The 18,933-nt window shown below is 68.7% G+C and carries 16 protein-coding genes; 9 read left to right on the top strand and 7 right to left on the bottom strand.

The window, feature by feature from the left end; translation table 11 throughout:
• Positions 1-702: sulfite exporter TauE/SafE family protein (locus tag SB816_RS27425; protein ID WP_410547807.1), on the bottom strand; the 702-nt coding region annotated here is incomplete at its 3' end.
• A gap of 223 nt (positions 703-925) precedes the next feature.
• On the opposite strand from SB816_RS27425, the gene SB816_RS27420 reads away from it, so the two are divergent.
• The 4 genes from SB816_RS27420 to SB816_RS27405 all read left to right on the top strand — a co-directional run bounded on the left by SB816_RS27420 (position 926) and on the right by SB816_RS27405 (position 5,568).
• Positions 926-2,458: a hypothetical protein gene (locus tag SB816_RS27420; RefSeq protein ID WP_054503654.1), complete on the top strand. Its 1,533-nt coding sequence runs from the start codon at positions 926-928 to the stop codon at positions 2,456-2,458.
• Positions 2,459-2,575: 117 nt separating this feature from the next.
• Positions 2,576-4,036, top strand: a complete 1,461-nt coding sequence (locus SB816_RS27415) for an aldehyde dehydrogenase family protein (RefSeq protein WP_410547806.1) — start codon at positions 2,576-2,578, stop codon at positions 4,034-4,036.
• 24 nt (positions 4,037-4,060) lie between these two features.
• Positions 4,061-4,540 (top strand): GlcG/HbpS family heme-binding protein, encoded by a 480-nt coding sequence (locus SB816_RS27410; protein WP_410547805.1) that lies wholly within the window; start codon positions 4,061-4,063, stop codon positions 4,538-4,540.
• A gap of 11 nt (positions 4,541-4,551) precedes the next feature.
• A complete protein-coding gene (locus tag SB816_RS27405; protein ID WP_410547804.1) occupies positions 4,552-5,568 on the top strand; it encodes a 2Fe-2S iron-sulfur cluster-binding protein in 1,017 nt (338 codons plus the stop codon).
• A gap of 21 nt (positions 5,569-5,589) precedes the next feature.
• On the opposite strand, the gene SB816_RS27400 is transcribed toward SB816_RS27405, so the two are convergent.
• From SB816_RS27400 to SB816_RS27375, 6 genes are all read right to left on the bottom strand, one after another.
• The gene (locus SB816_RS27400) at positions 5,590-6,027 is read right to left on the bottom strand and encodes a universal stress protein (RefSeq protein ID WP_054503650.1); all 438 of its coding nucleotides are present in this window, start codon (positions 6,025-6,027) and stop codon (positions 5,590-5,592) included.
• Positions 6,028-6,136: 109 nt separating this feature from the next.
• A complete protein-coding gene (locus SB816_RS27395) occupies positions 6,137-7,846 on the bottom strand; it encodes an ABC transporter ATP-binding protein (RefSeq protein ID WP_269876090.1) in 1,710 nt (569 codons plus the stop codon).
• A complete protein-coding gene (locus SB816_RS27390; protein WP_410547803.1) occupies positions 7,843-8,727 on the bottom strand; it encodes an ABC transporter permease in 885 nt (294 codons plus the stop codon). The genes SB816_RS27395 and SB816_RS27390 overlap by 4 nt, the downstream gene beginning before the upstream one ends.
• Entirely contained in the window at positions 8,724-9,701 is a 978-nt protein-coding gene (locus tag SB816_RS27385) for an ABC transporter permease (protein WP_020925509.1), read from the bottom strand. The genes SB816_RS27390 and SB816_RS27385 overlap by 4 nt, the downstream gene beginning before the upstream one ends.
• A gap of 12 nt (positions 9,702-9,713) precedes the next feature.
• On the bottom strand, positions 9,714-11,402 hold the full coding sequence (locus tag SB816_RS27380; RefSeq protein ID WP_175143676.1) for an ABC transporter substrate-binding protein: 1,689 nt from the start codon (positions 11,400-11,402) through the stop codon (positions 9,714-9,716).
• 34 nt (positions 11,403-11,436) lie between these two features.
• The gene (locus SB816_RS27375; RefSeq protein ID WP_410547802.1) at positions 11,437-12,264 is read right to left on the bottom strand and encodes a hypothetical protein; all 828 of its coding nucleotides are present in this window, start codon (positions 12,262-12,264) and stop codon (positions 11,437-11,439) included.
• Positions 12,265-12,490: 226 nt separating this feature from the next.
• On the opposite strand from SB816_RS27375, the gene SB816_RS27370 reads away from it, so the two are divergent.
• The 5 genes from SB816_RS27370 (at position 12,491) to ssuE (ending at position 18,924) form a co-directional block, all read left to right on the top strand.
• On the top strand, positions 12,491-13,732 hold the full coding sequence (locus tag SB816_RS27370) for an SfnB family sulfur acquisition oxidoreductase (RefSeq protein ID WP_410547801.1): 1,242 nt from the start codon (positions 12,491-12,493) through the stop codon (positions 13,730-13,732).
• A gap of 4 nt (positions 13,733-13,736) precedes the next feature.
• Entirely contained in the window at positions 13,737-14,954 is a 1,218-nt protein-coding gene (locus tag SB816_RS27365; protein WP_410547800.1) for an SfnB family sulfur acquisition oxidoreductase, read from the top strand.
• Positions 14,955-14,974: 20 nt separating this feature from the next.
• Positions 14,975-16,345, top strand: coding sequence for an LLM class flavin-dependent oxidoreductase (locus SB816_RS27360; RefSeq protein ID WP_020925504.1), 1,371 nt, complete (start codon positions 14,975-14,977; stop codon positions 16,343-16,345).
• Between the two features lie 1,130 nt (positions 16,346-17,475).
• Entirely contained in the window at positions 17,476-18,282 is an 807-nt protein-coding gene (locus tag SB816_RS27355; RefSeq protein ID WP_054517921.1) for a MetQ/NlpA family ABC transporter substrate-binding protein, read from the top strand.
• Positions 18,283-18,330: 48 nt separating this feature from the next.
• Entirely contained in the window at positions 18,331-18,924 is a 594-nt protein-coding gene (gene ssuE, locus SB816_RS27350) for an NADPH-dependent FMN reductase (RefSeq protein WP_054419216.1), read from the top strand.
• The last annotated feature ends 9 nt before the right edge of the window (positions 18,925-18,933 follow it).

Here is an 18,933-nt window from a genome sequence, read left to right as displayed (position 1 = left end):
CGCGCCGATGGCGCAGGCGGCCAGCAGCACGGCGCGCACCGCGCGCGGCGGCAGCCGCGAGCGCAGCCGGCCGGAAACCGCGAAGCCGGCCAGCAGGAACGGCGCCAGGCTGAGCGCCAGCGCGGCGTGGTAACCGGTGTAGCGGTCGGCCAGCGCCAGCATCGCCAGCGAGAAGATCGACCCCAGGAACAGCACCATGCCCAGCGTGGCGCGCAGCCGCGGCGGCTCGGCGTGCTGCAACACCAGGGCAATCGGCGGGGCGCCCACCGAGGTCATGGTGCCCATGATGCCCGAGGCCACGCCGGCGCCCGAGACCCGGCCGGGGGTGGCGGCAAAGCGCAGGCCGGCGGCGCTGAGTCCGACGGCGGCCAGGATCATGGCGGCGAACAGCAGGCCCAGCGCCTGCGGCGCGAAGCGCGCCATGGCGTAGATGGCGATCAGGGTGCCGGCGGCGCGCCCGGTCAGGGCATAGCCGACCGCCGGCCAGTCGATCGCGCCGCGTTCGCGCAGCGCGGTCAGCAGCGAGATGAAGCCGCCCAGCGTCAGCAGCGGGCCGGGCGCCAACTGCGGAAAGCACAGCGCCGCCACCGGCGCGGCGAACATGGCAAAGCCGATGCCGCCCACGCCCTGCGCCAGCGCGGCGCCGAAGACGACCGCGGCCATGGCGGCGAAATGCCAGAGATCGGGAACGGCGATGGGCATGTAGCAGTCTCTTTTTTGTATATCGTAGTCTGAATCAAAACCGCCCATGCACCAAGATTGGGCTTATGCGCCAACTTAATGCACTGATTTTCCTCGAATATTCATCGAAATTTCAGAATTATCGGTTTCCCTAGGCGATGCATATTTCGGTTGGTATGACGCATAACGAAATATAGTATACCGAAGTGGCGATTCAACAGCCACGTCACAAGGGGAATAGCGCATGCAATCGGACGTCGTCCTCAACGCCGCTCACTGGATGTACCTGGTCAGCGTCGCCGCCATCATCCTGACGATGATCCTGCGGGCCAATGTGGTGGTGCCGTCGGTCATCGGCACCTTTCTGGTGGTGCTGGCCATCACCGGCAACCCGATCAGCGCGCTGATCGGCATCTTCTCGGCCAGCTTCGTGGCCGCCAAAGAGCTTTTCAACATCTTCCTGGTCATCACCTTCATGACCGCCCTGCTCAATGCGCTCAAGACGCTGCAGGCGGACGTGCGCATGGTGCAGCCGTTCCGGCGGGTGATGCGCGGCGGCCATTCGTCGTTCCTCATCATCGCCCTCTGTACCTATGTGATCTCACTGTTCTTCTGGCCGACGCCGGCGGTGCCCCTGGTCTCGGCGATCCTGCTGCCGGCGGCCATCGCGGCCGGGCTGCCGCCGCTGGCGGGGGCCATGGCGATCGCCATCGCCGGCCAGGGCATGGCGCTGTCGTCCGACTACGTGATTGGCGTGGCGCCCGGCATCAGCGCCAAGGCCGCGGGCGCCGCGGTCAGCGCCGCGGTGGTGGCGGACCGCGCGCTGGTGCTGTCGCTGATCACCGGCGCGGTGGCGTTGACCGTCGCCTACCTGCTGGTGCGCAAGCACATCGTGCCGGCCGACCCGGGCCTGTTGTCGGCCTGGCAGGCGCGCGCCCAGGACGGCAGCCTGGCCGAGATCGAGCACTCAGGATCGTTCGACAAGGCCGAACTCGCGCGCGGCACCATGGGTGCGAACCCGGCGCTGCCGCGCGGCCCGGGGCTGAACGATGAGGAACGGCGCCGGGTGCGCTGGTCGCGCGTGTTCGCGGTGGTGACGCCGCTGGCCTTCCTGGGCGTGATCGCGGTGATGGTGCTGCCGCGGCTGTTCCCGTCGCTGCCCGCGCTGCGCGGCGGCGACGCGGCGGCGCTGGTGGGCGGCGTGGCGTTCGTGGTGATGATGCTGGTGACGCTGGCGGCCGAGGGGCCGCGCAAGATGCTGGACGTCTGCCCCGAGCACGTCACCGACGGCTTCGTGTTCGCCTTCAAGGCGATGGGCTCGGTGCTGCCGATCGCCGGCTTCTTCTTCGTCGGCGCCAACGAGACGGCCGCGCAGATCCTGGGCATGCCGCAGGCCCAGGCTCCCGGGCTGTTGTTCGAAGTGATCTCGGCGGGCCAGCACCTGATCCCGGAGAACCATTTCCTGGTGGCGTTCGGCGTGCTGCTGGTGGGGATGATCACCGGCATCGACGGTTCGGGTTTCGCCGGCCTGCCGTTGACCGGCACGCTGTCGGGCGCGCTGGGGCCGGTGGTCGGGGTGGATCCGGCGACGCTGGCGGCGGTGGGCCAGATGGGCGCGGTGTGGACCGGGGGCGGCACCCTGATCGCCTGGTCGTCGCTGATCGCGGTGGCGGGGTTCGCGCGGGTCCACGTGCTGTCGCTGGTGCGGGCGCTGCTGCTGCCCGTGCTGCTGGCGCTGTTCGTGTCCACGATCTGCGCCGTGCTGATCTGGCATTGACGCCGGTTCGGGTTTACGTGGATCGAACCATTTAGATTAAAGTATACAATGTTCAGAAATTACCTCAGACGGCCAATTTCCGGGCATCCCGGCCAGCCCGGCAAAGGAAGGACTTCCGTGGACGAGCTTTCGCAGCAGGCATTTCTGAATCACATCGGGGGCGAATGGGTCGCCTGCGCCTCGGGCGCGACAGTGCCGAACCTGAACCCGGCCGACAGCGCCGACGTGGTGGGACGGTTCCAGCAATCGGACGCGGCCGATGGCACCCGCGCCGTGGCGGCGGCCGCCGCCGCCTTTCCCGCCTGGCGCGACACGCCGATCTCCAAGCGCGCCGCCATCCTGTTCCGCGCCGCGCAACTGCTGGAGGACCGCGCCGACAGCGTGGCGCGCGAACTGACCCGCGAGGAAGGCAAGGGGCTGGCGCTGGCGCGCGACGAAGTGCTGCGCTCGGCCCAGACCCTGCGTTTCTACGCGGTGGAAGGGCAGTCGTTCACCGGCGAGACCTTCGTCAACGACGATCCGGACATGGTGGTCTACAGCCAGCGCGAGCCGCTGGGGGTGGTGACGGTGATCTCGCCGTGGAACTTCCCGATCTCGATTCCGGCGCGCAAGATCGCGCCCGCGCTGATCACCGGCAACACCGTGGTGTTCAAGCCGTCGTCGGACGCGCCGCTGTCCGGCTACCGGCTGGCGCAGGCGCTGGTCGAGGCGGGCCTGCCGCCGGGCGTGCTGAATTTCGTGACGGGACCGGCCTCGAAGGTGGGCCAGGCCATCACCACGGCGCCGGCGGTGCGCGCCATTTCCTTCACCGGCTCGACCGCCGCTGGCGAGCAGATCCACCGCGGCGCCGGCCTGACCACGCGCACGCAGATGGAGCTGGGCGGCAAGAACCCGCTGATCGTGCTGGCCGACGCCGACCTGGATCGCGCGGTGGACCTGGCGGTCAAGGGCGGGTTCTCGCTCAGCGGCCAGGCCTGCACCGGCACCAGCCGGCTGCTGGTCGACCGCAAGGTGCTGGCGGCGTTCACCGAGAAGCTGCTGGCGCGCATGGCCAAGCTGACCATCGGCAATGGCCTGGATGGCAATTTCGACCTGGGTCCGCTGGCCACCCGTAAACAACTCGACACGGTGCTGAGCTACATCGCGCTGGGCAAGCAGGAAGCCACCCATCTGATCGGCGGCGAGCGCCTGGACGGTCCCGGCTTCGAGCGCGGCTATTACGTGACGCCGGCCCTGTTCACCGACGTGACGCAGCAGATGCGGATCGCGCGCGAGGAGATTTTCGGACCGGTGCTGGCGCTGATCGCGGTGGACGGCTACGACGAGGCCATCGCCTGCGCCAACGACACCGAATACGGCTTGTCCGCCGCCATCGCCACCAGCGACGCGCGCTACGCCCATCGCTTCGCCCGCGACATCCAGGCCGGCACCGTCAAGATCAACCGCACCACCACCGGCAATCTCATCAACGCGCCGTTCGGCGGCCTGAAAAGTTCCAGCACCTCGACCTTCCGTGAATCGGGCCGGGTCGGGCTGGAGTTCTACACGCAGATCAAGACCGTCTACCGCGCAGGCTGACGGCCCTACCTGGAGTCAAGCAACATGAAGCAGATCTATCGCCTGGAACTCGAAGAAGCGCGCCTCATGGTGCGCGCCGCCATCGCTCGCTCGGAACAGATCGGCGTGCTGGAATCGGTGTGCATCGTTGATGACGGCGGCTATCCGATCGCGCTGGAGCGCATGGACGGCGCCCGCATCACCGGCCCGCAGATCGCCTGGAACAAGGCCTTCACCGCATCCGGCCACAAGCGCTCGACGCACCTGTTCACCACCCCCCCCAACGGGCCGGCGCTGCCCGGCAACGAAGCCTTCGGCATCCAATGGAGCTTCGAAGGCAGGTTCGCCGCGTTCGTGGGCGGCTTTCCCATCGTGGTCAACGACGAGGTCGTCGGCGGCGTGGGCCTGAGCGGCGGCAACGGCGAGCAGGACACCCAGGCCGGCCTGGCCGCGTTGGGGGCGCTGGCCGAAATGCTGGAGCCGCGCGGCCTGAAGGTGCTGGTGCAGGCGGACATCAAGAAATAGGCGCTGTCGTCATGGCATACCGTGTCCAGATCCTCGAGACCGGGCAGGCCTTCATGGTCTCGCCGGATGAATCCGTGTTGCAGGCGGCCGAGCGCGCCTCGGTGCGGCTGCCGCACGAATGCACCTTCGGAGGCTGCGGCACCTGCCGTATCAAGCTGGCCGAAGGGGCGGTCGACTACGAAGAATTCCCGATGGCGCTGACGCCGGAAGAGGCGGCCCAGGGCTATGCGCTGGCCTGCCAGGCGCGGCCGCGCAGCGATCTGTGCATCAGCGTCGCCAACCCGCGCCAATTCGCCGAGCCGCGGCGCCTGGACGCCACCGTGCACCGCATCGCCGCGCTGTGCGACGACGTCATCCACCTGACGCTGGCGCTGCCGCCGGACACGCCGCTCGATTACGCGCCGGGCCAGTACATGAACGTGGTGTTGCCCGACGGCGCCACCCGCAGCTTCTCGATGGCCTCGGCGCCCGCCGGCAACCTGGTGGATTTCCACGTGCGCCGCATTCCGGGCGGCCGCTACACCGACCAGTGGCTGGGGCAGGCGCGGCCGGGCGCGGCGCTCGAGATCGAGGCGCCGCTGGGCGTGTTCAGCTATCACGAGGAAGATTGGCGGCCGATGATCATGATGGCCACCGGCACCGGCATCGCGCCGATCAAGGCGATCCTGGAATCGTTGCTGGACAACGACGACTGCCCGCCGGTGACGCTCTACTGGGGCATGCGGACCGAGGCCGACCTGTACCTGCGCGACCAGATCGCGGGCTGGGCCGGGCGCCTCTACGAGTTCAATTTCGTGCCGGTGCTGTCGCGCGCCCGCGCCGATTGGCAGGGCCGGCGCGGCCATGTGCAACAGGCAGTGCTGGCGGACCACGGCGACCTGTCCGAACACGCCTTCTACCTGTGCGGCGCGCCGGCGATGATCAGCGAGGCGACCACGCTGCTGGCGGGGCGCGGCGCCAGCCTCGACCACGTGTACGCCGACAGCTTCACCTTCCAGCATGCGCCGGCCACGGCGGCGATGCCATAGCGCGGGCTCGCGCGGCGATCCCTAGCGGAACACCAGCACCGGCAGCTTGGTGCGCGCCAGCACACGCTGGGTCTCGCTGCCGAGCAGGAAGCCGGTCATGCCGTGGCGGCCGTGCGACCCCATCACGATCAGGTCGCAGCCCCGTTGCTGCGCCGTGTCGACGATGGCTTCGTGCGGGTGGTCGTTGACCACCACGGCGGTCTCGCAAGGCACCAGGGCGTGGCGCGCCTCGGCCTCCAGGCCTTCCAGGTAGCCGGTGGCGTTCTTGCGTGCCTGGTCGGTATGCTGCGGCTGGTGGGCGCCCAGCATTTCCGCCTGGTAGACGGTCAGGTGATCCTCCGGGATGGCGCGCAGCAGGGTGATGGTGGCGTTCATTTCCTTGGCGAAAACGAGCGCCTTCTTGAAGGCCGACTCGGACAGCAGGGAGCCGTCCACGGCGATGAGCAGATGCCTGTACATGTTGCGTCTCCTTTGAGAAAAGGAACGTCCAGCAAGGGCGAATCCAGTATAGGCCCGCCCCTGCCCGCAATCCAGTACCGCATTCGGATGAGCGCGGCGCGCCGCCCCGTCAGGCGCGACGACGCAGGGTTTCCCCTTCCCCCTCCAGGCCGCGCGGCAGCGCCTCGATCAGGCTGCGCGTGTAGGGGTGGCGGGCCTCGCGCCACAGGGTGGCGTTGGGGCCTTCCTCGACGATGCGGCCGCCGTGCATCACCAGCACCCGGTCGGCCAGGTAGTGCACCACCGACAGGTCGTGCGAGATGAACAGGTACGACAGGTTGAACTCGGCCTTCAGGTCGACCAGCAGGTTCAGGATCTGCGCCTGCACCGACACGTCCAGCGCCGACACCGGTTCATCGCAGATCACCAGCGACGGCCGCAGCACCAGGGCGCGCGCGATGCCGATGCGCTGGCGCTGGCCGCCCGAGAATTCGCTGGGGTAGCGCGCCAGGGCGCCGCTGGGCAGGCCGACCGCGTCCAGCATGTGGGCGATGCGGCGGCGCCGTTCCGGGCGTTCGGCCACGCGGTGGATGCGCAGCGCCGATTCCAGGATGTCGCCGACGGTGTGGCGCGGGTTGAGCGAGGCGTAAGGGTCCTGGAAGATCATCTGCACGCTCTGGCGATAGGCTGCCAACCCGCGCCGGTCCAGGCGGGCGGTGTCCTGTCCGCGCAGCAGGATCTGCCCGCCGGCGGGCGCCAGCAACCGCACCAGGGTGCGCGACAGGGTCGATTTTCCGCAGCCGGATTCCCCCACCAGGCCCAGCGTTTCGCCATGGGCGATCTGGAACGACACACCGTCCACCGCGTGCTTGGCGCCCTGGGGCGTGGCGTAGTCGACACGCAGGTCGCGCACCTGCATCAAGGGCAGGGGATGAGGATCGCCGGCGGTCGCGTCATTGGCCGCGGCCACGCGCGGGGGCGTCACCAGGCCAAATATGGGCCGGCCCGAGGCCGGATCGAGCCGCGAGCGGATTTCCGGCAGGCGTCGCTGGCGATAGTGGGTGGCGTCATCCAGCCGCAGCGAAGCGCCCAGCAGACCCTGGGTATAGGGGTGGCGCGGCCGCGACAGCAGCGTGGCGGCGGCGCCTTCCTCGACTTTCTCGCCGCCCACCATCACCGCCACGCGGTCGGCCCAGTCGCCCACCACCGCCAGGTCGTGAGTAATCAGCAGCAGGCCCATGCCGAGTTCCGATCGCAGGTCGTCCAGCAGCCGCAATATCTGCGCCTGCACCGTCACGTCGAGCGCGGTGGTGGGCTCGTCGGCCACCAGCAGCGCGGGCTCGCAGGCGATGGCGGCGGCGATCATGGCGCGTTGACGCTGGCCGCCCGACAGCAGGTGGGGGTAGTCGTCGACGCGCCGCTGCGGCTCGGGCACGCGCACCAGGTCCAGCAGTTCTATCGCGCGTTGGCGCGCGGCCCGGGCCGAGGCGCCGCGATGCAGGCGCAGGGCCTCGCCGATCTGCTGGCCCAGCGTCAGCACCGGGTTCAGGCTGGTCATGGGTTCCTGGAAGATCATGGCGATGCGGTCGCCGCGCAGGGCGCAGCGTTGACGCTCGGATAGCGCCAGCAGGTCGCGGCCCTCGAACAGGATGCGGCCGCTGGCGCGGGCGTGGCGCGGCAGCAGGCCCAGCAGCGCCAACGCGGTGGTGGACTTGCCGCAACCGGATTCGCCCACCAGCGCCAGGGTCTCGCCGGCGGCGATGCGCAGGTCCAGTCCGTTGACGGCCTGATGGCCGGGGAAGGCCACGTTCAGCCCTTGGATGTCGATCAGTGTGCTCATGGGGAGGCAGTCGGTAGCGGGGCGGCGGGCGCCACGGCGGCGCGCCGCCGCAGCTTGGGATTGAGCGCGTCGTTGACGGCGTCGCTCAGCAGGTTCAGGGCCAGCACGGCCGCCATGATGGTCAGGCCCGGCAGGGCGGTCATGTACCAGGCGGTGCGCAGCGCCTCGCGCCCTGCGCCCACCATGCTGCCCCAACTGACTACGTTGGGGTCGCCCAGGCCGAGGAACGACAGGCCGGCTTCGGACAGGATGGCGTTGGCCACCAGAACGGCGGTGGTCACGATGATGGGCGGCAGGGCGTTGGGCAGGATCTCGCGGAAGATGATGCGGGCGTGGCTGGCGCCGAGCGCCTGCGCGGCGCGCACGAATTCGCGTTGGCGCAGGGAGATGAACTCGCCGCGCGTCAGGCGCGCGATGCCGGTCCAGGAAGTCACGCCCAGCGCGAAGATGATGGTCGACAGCGAAGGCCCGAGGATCGCCACCAGCACGATCGCCAGCAGGAACGAGGGCACCGTCTGGAACAGCTCGGTCAGGCGCATCAGCACCGCGTCCACGCGCGGCCCGGCGTAGCCGGCGATGGCGCCCACCAGCAGCCCCAGCGCCAGCGCGATGGCGGCGGAGGCGCCGCCCACCAGCAGCGAGACTCGGGCGCCGTGGAACAGGCCGGCCAGGATGTCGCGGCCCATCAGGTCGGTGCCGGCCGGAAATTCCGCGTCGGTGCCGGGCCAGGTGAAGGGCGCGCCCACCATTTCCAGCGGGTCGCCCGGATACAGCCAGCCGGCCGTGGCGGCGGCGGCCACCAGCAACACCAGTACAGCCGCGCCGATGGCGGCGGAAGGCGCCCGCAACAGGCGCGCCAGGAACGTCAAGGCGTGCTTCATGCTTTCCTCACGCGCGGGTCGAGCAGGCCGTAGCAGGCATCCACGGCGATGTTCATCACCGCCACCAGCGCCGCGCTCATCAGCAGGATGCCCAGCAGCAGGTTGACGTCGCGGCTGGCGATGGCCTCGAACGAAAGCTGGCCCAGGCCGGGCCAGGCAAACACGGTCTCGACCACGATGCTGCCGCCCAGCAGCGCGCTGCTCTGCAGGCCGAGCATGGTGACCACCGGCAGGATGGCGTTGCGCAGCGCGTGGCGCCAGATCACCCGGCCCTCCCCATTGCCGCGGGCGCGGGCGGTGCGGATGTAGTCTTCCTGCAGCGTCTCGATCATGGACGCGCGCGACAGCCGCGCGTAGATGGCGACGTAGTAGATCGCCACCGTGGCCACCGGCAGCACCAGGTGCCGCGCGTAGTCCAGCCACAGCGCGCCGCCGGTATGGGCGGCGCCGACGTCGCGGATGCCGCCGACCGGCAGCCAGTCCAGGTGCACGCCAAAGCCGACGATCAGCATCAACGCCGTCCAGAACATCGGCGCCGAATAACCCGCCGTGGCCAGGCCGGACAGCAGCGTGTCCAGCAGCCCGTGCGGCCGCCGCGCCGCCAGCACGCCCAGCAGCACCCCCAATGCCACCGACAAGGCCAGGCCGGTGCCGATCAGCGCCAGGGTGGCCGGCAGGCGGCCGAAGATCAGGTCTGCCACCGGTTCGCCATAGCGGAACGAATAGCCCAGGTCCAGCGAAGCCAGGCTCTTGAGGTAGTAGCCGAGCTGCGCCAGCAGGCCCCGGTCCAGGCCGTAGGCCTGGCGCAGCTCGGCCACGTGGGCAGGAGTGATGCCGCTGTTCTCGGCGGCGATCACGTCCACCAGGTCGCCCGGCACCAGCTTGAGCAGGAAGAAATTGGCGACCCCCGTGGCGGCCACCACGAACAGGATCTGCAGCAGGTAGCGGACGGGACGGGGCAGGCGCGCAAGCATATCGCCGGCCCCTCAGGCCTTGCCGAGCCAGACGTGGGCGAAGTTGTTGCGCGAGTGCGACGACGCGTCGGTCACGTTGCGCAACTGCTTGTCCCACACGCCGAACCAGCGGAACTCGAACAGGCCGATCAGCGGCAGGTCGCGCTGCGCCAGCCGTTGCAGCTCGTTGTAGTGTTCGATGCGCTTCTGTGGATCGGTCTCGACCTGGGCCGCCTCGATGACGCGGTCCATGTCGGGATTCTTGTAGCCGGACACGTTGTACCAGGGGGTGCCGCGCGCCTCCGCCTTGCTCCAGTAGCGCGTCTCCACGCCCAGTTGCGGGTCGATCAATACCGTGCCCCACGAACTGATGAGCTGGAAGTTGTAGTCGGTGAAGACGTTGCGCGTCCAGGTGGCCAGGTCCAGGCCGCGCAGCGTCACGTCGATGCCGATCTTGCGCAGCGCCTGCCGCACGAATTCGCCGGTGCGGCGATAGTCGTCGCCGAACGGGATGTAGTCGTGCGTCAGCGCGAAGCGCCAGCCGCCGGCGCCGCGCGGGTAGCCGGCCTCGTCCAGCAGTTTCTCGGCCAGCGCCGGGTCGTAGGGATACTGCTGCACGTTGGGGTTGTGATAAGGCTTGACCAGCGACGGCACCGGGCTGACGAAGGGCTCGGCATAGCCGTTCCACACGGTCTTGACCAGCGCCTGCTTGTTGACGGCGTGCGCAATGGCCTGGCGCACCTTGAGGTTCGACAGGATCGGGTCGCGCAGGTTGGTTTCCAGCCATAGCCAGGCCGCGAAGCCGTTGTAGCCGGCGGTGTCCACCGCCAGCTTGGGCAGTTTGGCGAGCCGGGTGGCGTCGGTGAAGGCGACCGGATTGCGCTCGCCATACGAGACCGCGCCGGTCTCCAGCGCCGTTGCGCGGCCGGAGACGTCGGGCACGATCTTCCAGACGATGCGGTCCAGGAACGGGCGCTCCGGCTGCCAATAGCGCTCGTTGCGCTCGAGCACGATGTAGTTGCCGCGATTCCATTCCTTGAAGACGAACGGCCCGGTGCCCACCGGTTTGTTGTTGTACGGATTGTTCTGGATGTCGGTGCCTTCGAACAGGTGGCGCGGCAGGATCGGCGCGCCCAGCGAGTCGACGGCATTGAGCGCCACCGGGGTGGGCTGCGACAGGTGCAGCACCACGGTGTGGTCGTCGGGCGTCTCGATCCGCTGCAGGTACTGGAACACGCGGCGCGCGCTGGGCGCGTGCTTGAGCCAGACCTCTTCGGCCGACCATTTCACGTCGGCGGCAGTGAACGGCTTGCCGTCGTGCCACAGCACGCCCTGCCGCAGCTTGAAGGTGAGGGTCTTGCCGTCTTCCGATACGCTCCAGCTTTCCGCCAGGACCGGACGCGGCTTCAGGTCGGGGCCGTATTCCACCAGGCCGTCGAAGATCTTGCTCGCGACCGCGCCGGTAGGGGTGGATGAGTTCAGGTAGAAAGCCAGCGTGGGCGGCTCGGGGTGCACCACCGCGTTCAGCACGCCGCCCTTGACCGCGCCGTCCAGCGTGTTCGGCAGGCTCTGCGTGTCGGCATGGGCGGGCGCCATGATCACGTTGGGAAAGAGGGCGCCGACGCCCATCAGCGCGCCGGCGCCCATCAGCCAGCGGCGCAAGGGGTTGACGGTATCCTGCGGCGCGTCGGTCTCGTGCGCCGGGGGCAAGGGCTGGGTCATGCGGATTCCTTCGGTCGTAAGGGGAGCGGCCGCGTCAGGCGGCCAGGCTGGTCAGGGAAGGCAGGTCGTCGGGCGCCACGCGCAGCAGGGTGGCGAGCAGTTCGCGCCGCCAGGCGTCGTACAGCGCCACGTGGTTGCGCGTGTCCAGGCCGGTGGCGCGCAGGTTCAGTTGCCAGGAGTCGCGCAGGTAGGGGCCGAGCAGGCGCTGTACGTCCTCGTCGGCCTGGACCAGGCCTTCGGTCCAGTCGTGGCGCTCGCTGTCGCTGGCGCCGGCCAGCTTGCGCAGCCACCATTGCGTGATGCGGATGCGGTGGGCTTCCTCGTCGGGCAGGATGCGGTTTTCGCCGAATTCGCGGTGGCCGAAGTCCAGCACCTTCGCGGTGCGGCGATTCACGAACAGCCGCGCCAGGATGTAGTGCTCGTAGTGGAACTGCCAGGCCAGGAAGTTCTGCCAGTTGCGCAGGGCGAAGCCGCCAACCAGGTCCCAGGCGTCGCGCACGCCCTGCTCGACCTCGGGCCTGGCATCGCGCTCCAGCAGCAGGCTGGCGCGTGCCAGCGAGAATTCGGCGTGGGCCGCGTCATCGCCAAGTTGGCGCGCCAGCGCGAACTGGAACTCCGTGTCGTCGCGGAACAGGCCGGCGATGGCGTGCGCCGCGACCTGCGTGATGAACAGGTCGTGCACGGTGTTCCAGACGGCGTACTCGCCGGCCGCGCGCCGTTCCTCGGCGCTGGCCAGGTCGCGCGGCGGGTCGTTGCGCGCGGCGGGAATGTTGGAGGCCACCGCCAGGCGGATGTCGTCGAACAGGCGCGCTTCCAGGGCGCCGTCGTAGTCCAGGGCAATGGGCAGATCCAGTTCGGGCATGGGGTGGCGCGGCGTTCGAGGAAAAGCTCGACTCTAAGCAAGCGCCGAAGCGCGCCGCAAACACTCTTTCGTGATTTGGATATGCCGGCTCGCGGATCGCTAATAGAGGCGCTTGGCGCGATCGCGGCGCATATACCGATTCCAAATATCCGCATGAGAAATCCGTCCTTCCGTGCGTCGCGGCGTGTCGATAGGCTGTTCTTTTCCCCTCCGTGCGCACCCTTCCATGCCGCAAGCCGCGAGTTCTTCCCAGCCCATCGATGATGACGACGCGCCGCGCGTCGTGCCCGCCGCCCGCATTCGCGATGACGCCGAAGCCATCGACGCCGCGCGCATCCTCGCCGCCGATTTCGCCCAGGGCGCGGCGCACCGCGACCAGACCCGCAGCCTGCCTTGGCGCGAGATCGAGCGCTATTCGGCCAGCGGCCTGGGGGGCATCACCGTGCCGCGCGAGTACGGCGGCGCCCAGGTGTCGCACGTGACGCTGGCGGACGTGTTCCGCATCCTCAGCGCGGCCGATCCGTCGCTGGGCCAGATTCCGCAGAACCATTTCGGTTCGCTCAACCTGCTGCGGCAGGTCGGCACGCCGGGGCAGAAGCGGCGCTACTACGAGGGTGTGCTGGCCGGCCGCAGGCTGGGCAACGCCGGGCCCGAGCGCCACACCCGCCATGCGCGTGACGTGCAGGCGCGGCTGGTGGCCGATGGCGACGGCTATCGCCTGTCCGGGCGCAAGTTCTATTCCACTGGCGCGCTGTATGCGCACTGGATTCCCACCAAGGCGCTGGACACCGAAGGCCGCCTGGTGACGGTGTTGCTGGAACGGGACGCCGCCGGCCTGACGGTGGTGGACGACTGGTCCAGCTTTGGCCAGCGCACCACCGCCAGCGGCACGGTGCTGCTGGACAACGTGCGGGTCGAGGCGGACAGCGTGCTGCCCGCCTGGCGAGTGCAGGAAGCGCCAGCCTTGCAGGGCCCGTTCGCGCAACTGATGCAGGCCGCCATCGACGCCGGCATCGCCGAAGCTGCCCTGAACGACACCGTCAAGTTCCTGCGCGAGCGCGCCCGGCCCTGGGCCGAGGCCGGCGTCGAACGCGCTACGCAGGATCCCTACGTGATCGGCGACGTCGGCCGGCTGTTCATCGACCTGCACGCGGCGCAGGCGGTGCTGGCCGAAGCCGCGGCGCACCTGGATGAAGCCACGCCGCGCGCGCTGGATGCCGACGACGTGGCCGCCGCGTCGATCGCGGTGGCGCGGGCCAAGGCGTTGACCACGGAAATCGCTCTGGCGGCCAGCGAGACGCTGTTCGAACTGTCCGGCGCCCGAGCCTCGCTGGCGGAGTTCAACCTGGACCGTCATTGGCGCAACGCCCGTACCCATACCTTGCACGATCCGGTGCGCTGGAAATACCACGCGGTCGGCAATTACCTGTTGAACGGGCATCGCCCCAACCGCCATTCCTGGATCTGATGCCATGACCGAACTCGCCATCTCGACCCTGGCGCCGCGGCGCGCCGCGATCATCGACAGCGACGCGCAAGCGATCGCGGTCGCGCGTGAACTGGCCGCGGACTTCGCCCGCGACGCCGCCGTGCGCGACCGCGAGCGGCGCCTGCCGCTGCCCGAACTGGAGCGCTATTCGCAGTCCGGCCTGTGGGGCATCACGGTGCCGCGCGAGCACGGCGGCGCCGGCGTGTCGCGGGTGACGCTGGCCGAGGTCACCGCGATCATCTCGGGCGCCGACGGCTCGCTCGGGCAGATCCCGCAGAACCATTACTACGCGCTGGAGGTGCTGCGGGTCAACGGCAATGCCGACCAGCAGCGCCGCTTCTACGCCCGCGCCCTGGCGGGCGAACGCTTTGGCAACGCGCTGGCCGAGATCGGCACGAGCACCGCCGCCGAGCGCCGCACGCGGCTGTCGGCCGATGGCCAGGGCGGCTGGCGCATCAACGGCAGCAAGTTCTATTGCACCGGCGCGCTCTACGCGCAATGGATTCCCACCGCGACCGTGGGCGAGGACGGCCTGCAGCGGCTCGCCTTCGTGCGCCGCGACAGCCCCGGTGTGGAGGTGATCGACGACTGGTCGGGCTTCGGCCAACGCGTGACCGGCAGCGGCACGGTGCTGTTCCAGGACGTGGCGGTGCCGGACGAGGACGTGATGGTGCTGGTCGACCCTTCCGCGCCGCCCAACACCATCAAGCCGCTGGCGCAGATCATCCATGCGGCCATTGACCTGGGCATCGGCCTGGCCGCCCTGGCCGATGCGCTCGATTTCGTGCGGGAGCGTTCGCGGCCATGGATCGACGCGGGCGTCGAGCGCGCCGCCGATGATCCATTGACCATCAGCGAGTTCGGCCGCCTGTCGATCCGCCTGGACGCCGCCCGCGCGTTGGTAGCGCGCGCCGGCCGCATCCTCGACGTCGCCACCGCCGATCCGCAGCCGCATCTGGTGGCGGCCGCCGCCATCGCCGTGGCCGAGGCCCGCGCCCTGACCACGGAATCGGCCCTGGCCGCGGGTACCAAGCTGTTCGAGCTGGCGGGCACGCAAGCCACGCTCGATCAACTCAATCTTGACCGCCACTGGCGCAATGCCCGCACCCACACGCTGCACGATCCGGTGCGCTGGAAGCGCCACGCGGTCGGCAACTACTACCTGAACGACGCCGCGCCCGGCCGCGTCGGCACCACTTGATTTCCTCGGAACGGCACGCCATGGCGAAAAAGCAGATCCTCCTGAACGCGTTCAACATGAACTGCGTCGGCCATATCAACCACGGCCTGTGGACCCACCCGCGCGATACCTCGACGCAGTACAAGACGCTGGACTACTGGACCGACCTGGCGCGCCTGCTGGAGCGCGGCCTGTTCGACGGCCTGTTCCTGGCCGATATCGTTGGCGTCTACGACGTGTACCAGGACTCGGCCGACCTGACGCTGCGCGAGTCGATCCAACTGCCGGTCAACGACCCGCTGCTGACCGTCTCCGCCATGGCCGCCGCGACCCGCCACCTGGGCTTCGGCGTGACGGTGAACCTGACCTACGAGGCGCCGTACCTGCTGGCGCGCCGCTTCTCGACGCTGGACCACCTGACCGATGGCCGCATCGGCTGGAACATCGTCACCGGCTACCTGGAAAGCGCGGCGCGCGCCATGGGCCTGTCCGAACAGATCGCGCACGACGAGCGCTACGACCGCGCCGACGAGTTCCTGGAAGTGGCTTACAAGCTGTGGGAGGGAAGCTGGGACGACGACGCGGTGCGCGCCGACCGGCGCGCGCGTGTCTACGCGGACCCGGCCGCCGTGCGGCGCATCGATCACGAAGGCAAGTACTACAAGGTCCAGGGCTACCATCTTTCGGAGCCGTCGCGCCAGCGCACGCCGGTGCTGTACCAGGCGGGCTCCTCGGGCCGCGGCCAGGCCTTCGCGGCCCGCCACGCCGAATGCGTATTCGTGTCGAGCCAGACCAAGGAAGGCCTGCGCAAGCTGGTGGCGGGCGTGCGCGAGTCGGTGGCGCGCGAGGGCCGGGATCCGCGCGACATCAAGTTCTTCATGGGCGTGACGGCGGTGGTGGGCCGCACCGAGGCCGAGGCGCGCGAGAAGCACGCGGAATACCTGCGCTATGCCAATCCGGAAGCCGGCCTGGCCCACTACGCCAGCTCCACCGGCATCGATTTTTCACGCTATGCGGCGGACGAGCCGATCCGTTATGTGAAGAACAACGCGATCGAGTCGGCGGTGAAAAACCTGACGGTGGCGCGCACCGACCGCACGGTGCGGGATCTGTTGGCCGACATGGCGCTGGGCGGACGCTATCCGGCGCTGGTGGGCAGCGCGTCGCAGGTGGCCGATGAGCTGGCATCGTGGGTCGAAGAGACGGACATCGATGGCTTCAACCTGGCGCGGACGGTGACGCCGGAGTGCTACGCGGATTTCGTCGATCTGGTGGTGCCGGAGTTGCAGGAGCGAGGCGTGTACAAGACGGCTTATGCGGAGGGGACTTTGCGGGAGAAGTTGTTTGGGGCGGGGCGGGCGTTGCTGGCGGGGGGGCATGCTGCTGGGGAGTATCGGAGGGTGGTGGCTTAGGTTTTTTTTGGCGGGTGAGTTTGTGCTTCGTAGGTCGCCCCTCGGGCGGGCGGACCCGATGGCGGGCGCCCACGATTGCGGTCCGGAGCGTTCGCTCCGGACTGCCCCATCCTCATCCTCGTCCTCGCCTTCGGCGACTCCTTCGGATTCCGTCGGGCGCATCGAGGTTGCCCGCCATCGGGTCCGCCCGCCCGAGGGGCTGCGTGCGTCTGGGCTTGCCGCGCTGCTGGACCTGTGTGCAGGGAATGGAATCTGCGGGGCTGCCAGTTGCGGCCGCCCGGGCGGCCACAACTGGCGTCTGTTCATTTGAACGTGTTGCGGGTGCGCTGCGCGCTGGCGGTGGGCGGTTTTCTAATGGTTCCGCACGTCAGGGGGGGGCGGTGGTGGTCGGCGCGGCATCAGACATGTTGCGCGTGACGACCTCTCGCGCCGACCACAAACAGGCGTGGTGCGGGCGGTGTTTCATTGGCGCATGATTGCGATGTGCCCATGCCGCCAGGCTGCTCGTGCTGACTCGGCGGCATGTTACGCATGACGCGCCCTCCCGCCGACCACAAGCCGTCGGGATGCCAACAGACTATCAATAGCAAACGATTCCGCCGTCCCCACACGCGAGAGCGCCATCATCCCGACGCAAGACATCGCGTAAGCCGCAAAAGGCCGCCCGCGCGGCCGGCTTGCGGCGGGCCCCGCAAGACCCTCTCCCCGCATCATGACGGTCACCAGCATGCCAAGCACACAACCCGTCCCAGCGCCCGAGGCTAAGTCTCATCGCGAGCGCGTGGTGGGGTCGGTGGGGGATGGCGGGGCGTGTAGATGCGCCCGAGGGAAACCGTAGGGAGCCGAAGGCGGACGAGGTTGACGACGGGGAAGTCCGGAGCGAACGCTCCGGACCGCAATCGTAGCCCCGCCATCCCCCACCGACCCCGCCACGCGCGCCTTAAGAACTCAAACCTCCCGGCCCCCAAAAAAACAAAACCCCCAGCAATAACGTCATATTTCCAAAACGACAAAACAACCCCAACCACCAACCCACAACACATATCCTCATACCCACTAAGTATTTTTCCCAAGGATTTCGCAATGACAGAATCCAGTCATCCCATTCGAATCCCGTCGGAAAAAACACGATGTCCTTCACCCGCCACCTGCTCACCGCCGCCACCCTCGCCCTGGCCCTGACCAGTACGGCCCACGCCGACGCGCAAGAGAAAAAGACCATCACCGTCGGCATCTCCGTCGGCACCACCGAAAAGATCTTCGACGTCGTCAAGCAGGTCGCCGCCCGTGAAGGCCTGGAGATCAAGCTGGTCAAGTTCAACGACTACCAACTTCCGAATGCCGCCCTCAACGCCGGCGACCTCGACGCCAACGCCTTCCAGCACAAGCCCTTTCTCGACAACCAGATCAAGGCGCGCGGCTTCGACATCGTGCCCGTCGGCCTGACTGTCACCGCGCCGCTGGGCTTCTACTCGCGCAAGATCAAGTCGCTCAACGACCTGCCCGAAGGCGCGTCGGTGGGCATCCAGAACGATCCGTCCAACGGCAACCGCGCCCTGCGCCTGCTGGCCGCCTACAAGCTCATCACCCTCAAGCCGGAGGCCGAGCAGAAGAACAACGCCACTCCGCTGGACGTGGTGTCCAACCCGCGCAAGCTCAAGCTGGTGGCGCTGGACGCGGCGCAGCTACCGCGCTCGCTCGACGACCTGACGGCGGCGTCGATCAACAACGATTACGCCACCCAGGCCGGCCTGGTGCCGGCGCGCGACGCCATCGGCCGCGAGGCCGCCGACGGCCCTTATGCCAACGTGATCGCGGTGCGCACCAAGGACCGCGACCAGCCCTGGGTCAAGAAGCTGGTGGCCGCCTACCAGTCGCCCGAAGTCCGCACCTTCATCGAAACCGAATTCAAGGGCTCGCTGATTCCCGCCTTCTGAGCCGGCCTGCGCCGCGCACGATCCTCCAACGCAACACCGGCATCCAACATGAGCATTCTTACCCTGGCGGGCAGCCCGTCGCAGCGTTCCCGTTCCTCCGCACTGCTGCGCCATGCCGCGCAATTGCTGCGCGCGCGTGGGTTGGGCATCAGCGAGCTGGGCCTGCGCGACGTGCCCGCCGAAGACCTGGTCGAAGGTCATTACGCCGGGCCGGCGGCCCATGCGCTGCGCGCCCGCGTGGCGGCGGCCGACGCCGTGCTGATCTCGACGCCGGTCTACAAGGCCTCGTTTTCCGGCGGCCTGAAGGCCGTGCTGGATCTGTTGGACGAGAAGGCGCTGGCCGGCAAAGTGGTGCTGCCGATCGCCACCGGCGGCAGTCCGGCGCATTTGCTGGCGCTGGAATACGGACTCAAGCCGGTGCTGTCGGCGCTGGGCGCGCGCCACATCCTTGCCGGGGTCTACGCCACCGACAAGCAGGTGCGCGTCGATGATGATGGCGTCAGCCATATCGATGACGACGTGCGCACGCGGCTGGAGGATTCGGTGGAGCGCCTGGCCGAGCAACTGCGCCCGCGCGGGGTGGTCGTCAATGAAGCCTTCGATCTCGGCCGGCTCGCGCTCGCGGGCGGCTTCAGCGTCTGAACCAAAAAG

It is taken from the genome of Achromobacter sp. SIMBA_011 (genome assembly GCF_046535435.1).
In the GTDB taxonomy this organism is placed as follows: Bacteria; Pseudomonadota; Gammaproteobacteria; order Burkholderiales; family Burkholderiaceae_B; genus Achromobacter; species Achromobacter dolens.
Note: the sequence above shows the minus strand (reverse complement) of the source record. Positions and strands in the feature narration are given on the sequence as shown.

Bases quoted from the DNA above. Each gene is read 5' to 3' on its own strand.
- SB816_RS27395 (WP_269876090.1), bottom strand. From the start codon at position 7,846: ATGAGCACACTGATCGACATCCAAGGGCTGAACGTGGCCTTCCCCGGC.
- SB816_RS27410 (WP_410547805.1), top strand. From the start codon at position 4,061: ATGAAGCAGATCTATCGCCTGGAACTCGAAGAAGCGCGCCTCATGGTG.
- SB816_RS27355 (WP_054517921.1), top strand. From the start codon at position 17,476: ATGTCCTTCACCCGCCACCTGCTCACCGCCGCCACCCTCGCCCTGGCC.
- SB816_RS27405 (WP_410547804.1), top strand. From the start codon at position 4,552: ATGGCATACCGTGTCCAGATCCTCGAGACCGGGCAGGCCTTCATGGTC.
- SB816_RS27420 (WP_054503654.1), top strand. From the start codon at position 926: ATGCAATCGGACGTCGTCCTCAACGCCGCTCACTGGATGTACCTGGTC.
- SB816_RS27390 (WP_410547803.1), bottom strand. From the start codon at position 8,727: ATGAAGCACGCCTTGACGTTCCTGGCGCGCCTGTTGCGGGCGCCTTCC.
- SB816_RS27370 (WP_410547801.1), top strand. From the start codon at position 12,491: ATGCCGCAAGCCGCGAGTTCTTCCCAGCCCATCGATGATGACGACGCG.
- SB816_RS27385 (WP_020925509.1), bottom strand. From the start codon at position 9,701: ATGCTTGCGCGCCTGCCCCGTCCCGTCCGCTACCTGCTGCAGATCCTG.
- SB816_RS27360 (WP_020925504.1), top strand. From the start codon at position 14,975: ATGGCGAAAAAGCAGATCCTCCTGAACGCGTTCAACATGAACTGCGTC.
- SB816_RS27380 (WP_175143676.1), bottom strand. From the start codon at position 11,402: ATGACCCAGCCCTTGCCCCCGGCGCACGAGACCGACGCGCCGCAGGAT.
- SB816_RS27365 (WP_410547800.1), top strand. From the start codon at position 13,737: ATGACCGAACTCGCCATCTCGACCCTGGCGCCGCGGCGCGCCGCGATC.
- ssuE (WP_054419216.1), top strand. From the start codon at position 18,331: ATGAGCATTCTTACCCTGGCGGGCAGCCCGTCGCAGCGTTCCCGTTCC.
- SB816_RS27400 (WP_054503650.1), bottom strand. From the start codon at position 6,027: ATGTACAGGCATCTGCTCATCGCCGTGGACGGCTCCCTGCTGTCCGAG.
- SB816_RS27375 (WP_410547802.1), bottom strand. From the start codon at position 12,264: ATGCCCGAACTGGATCTGCCCATTGCCCTGGACTACGACGGCGCCCTG.